The organism is Mycobacterium sp. E3247, assembly GCF_001667785.1.
Taxonomy (GTDB): Bacteria; Actinomycetota; Actinomycetes; order Mycobacteriales; family Mycobacteriaceae; genus Mycobacterium.
The window spans coordinates 1-1,563 of sequence record NZ_LZJG01000062.1 but is presented as its reverse complement, the minus strand read 5'-3'; the positions used below and the strand labels follow the sequence as shown (position 1 = coordinate 1,563).

Here is a 1,563-nt window from a genome sequence, read left to right as displayed (position 1 = left end):
TCGGCTGTTCAACTCCATATCGGCTCTCGCTCTCAAACGTGTCCGCCGTCGACGGCCAAGACCTGTCCGGTGGTGAAGCTCGCCGCATCAGAGGCCAGATACAGTACGGCGCTGGATATTTCGTCAGGAGTTCCGATTCTTCCCAGCAGTGCCGTAGCACTGGCCAGATCACGCTCGGATTGTGGCCAGGCCTTCATCACGTCGGTCTCCACGGCGCCCGGCATTACCGCATTCACCCGCACCTTCGGGGCGAAGGTCTTCGCGAACGACTTGGTGAGGTTGTTCAGGCCGGCTTTGGCCGCCGCATAGACGATGGCGTGGCCGGCGCCGATTTGGGCGGAGATGGTCGAGATGTTGACGATGTTGCCGCCACCGTCGGCGGCCATCCGGCTACCAATCAGCGCGCTGAGTCGGAAGGGACCCTTGAGATTGAGTGCGATTGTCTTGTCGAAGAGCTCTTCGCTGATCGCATCGACACTGTCGTAACGCACTGACGATCCCGCGTTATTGACCAATATGTCGATGCGCCCAACGGCCGCGTAGGCTTCGTCAACCAGGCGGTCACATTCGGCCCATCGGTTGACGTTGGCGGGCAACGAGAATGCGCGCCGACCAGTGGCGGCGATCTCGGCTGAGGTCTTTTCGCATGCCTCAGAATTGCGGCTGACTACCACGATGTCCGCCCCCGACGATGCCAGCTGCGCGCAGATCGCCCGGCCGATGCCGCGGGTGGCGCCGGTGACAAGTGCAGTGCGTCCGGTCAGATCGAAGAGATTGGTCACTGGTTGTCTCCTCCTCCGTCGAACTTGCCGATTCCCTGCTCGAGCAGGGACAGTGCCGCCCGGATTCGCTCGGCCGGGTCGCCCCGCCCGCCGCCTTGGACCCAAGCGCCGAACTCTGCGGCGGCGACGGCGTTCATCGCCGTTACGGCGATGCGCGCGTGCATCGTTGACTCCTTGTGTCCCTTGGGGAAACGTCCCGCCACCAGCGCGACGAGCTCGTCGTCGTTGACCAGGCGCTGGCCGCGGCTGCGGGCATTCAACTCCGGTGCCTGGGCAAGAATGCGGCCCAGTTGCACGACGCGTAGACGGTCTGCTGGTTCGACGTGGGAGGTGGCCAAAAAGGCTTGCCGTAGCGCGGTGACCGGACCCTCGTCGGCCGGGCGCGAAGCCAGCGCGTGGATCAGTCGCTCCCACACATGACGTTCGTAGTCCAGCAGTACTTCGTCCTTGGATGCGAAGTACCGAAAGAAGGTCCGTTCGGAGATTCCAGCGGCGGCGCTGATGTCGCCTACAGTAACCGTGTCAAAACCGCGCTCAGCGAACAACGCGATAGCGGTACGGCCGATGTCGGCGCGTAGCAGGCGCCGTCGCCGATCGGTCAGCGGTTCGGTCATAGCCGTTGCCCGCGCGCAAATTCCGCTGCGCCATGAAGCAATCGAATCACTCGCGGGCCCATGTCTGTGCGGTCGGCATCGACGCCGGATTTGACCTGCCGGGCGTGCGAGCCTTCGAGGATGATGGCGAGTTTGAACAGTGCCAGCGCCTCGTAGTAGGGCAGCGC

The 1,563-nt window shown here is 63.7% G+C and carries 2 protein-coding genes; both read right to left on the bottom strand.

What is annotated here, in order from left to right; all coding sequences use genetic code 11:
• Positions 1-32: 32 nt before the first annotated feature.
• Positions 33-782, bottom strand: coding sequence for an SDR family NAD(P)-dependent oxidoreductase (locus tag A9X04_RS03565; RefSeq protein ID WP_067917818.1), 750 nt, complete (start codon positions 780-782; stop codon positions 33-35).
• On the bottom strand, positions 779-1,396 hold the full coding sequence (locus tag A9X04_RS03560) for a TetR family transcriptional regulator (RefSeq protein ID WP_067917816.1): 618 nt from the start codon (positions 1,394-1,396) through the stop codon (positions 779-781). Before A9X04_RS03560 ends, A9X04_RS03565 begins: the two co-directional genes overlap by 4 nt.
• Positions 1,397-1,563: the final 167 nt, after the last annotated feature.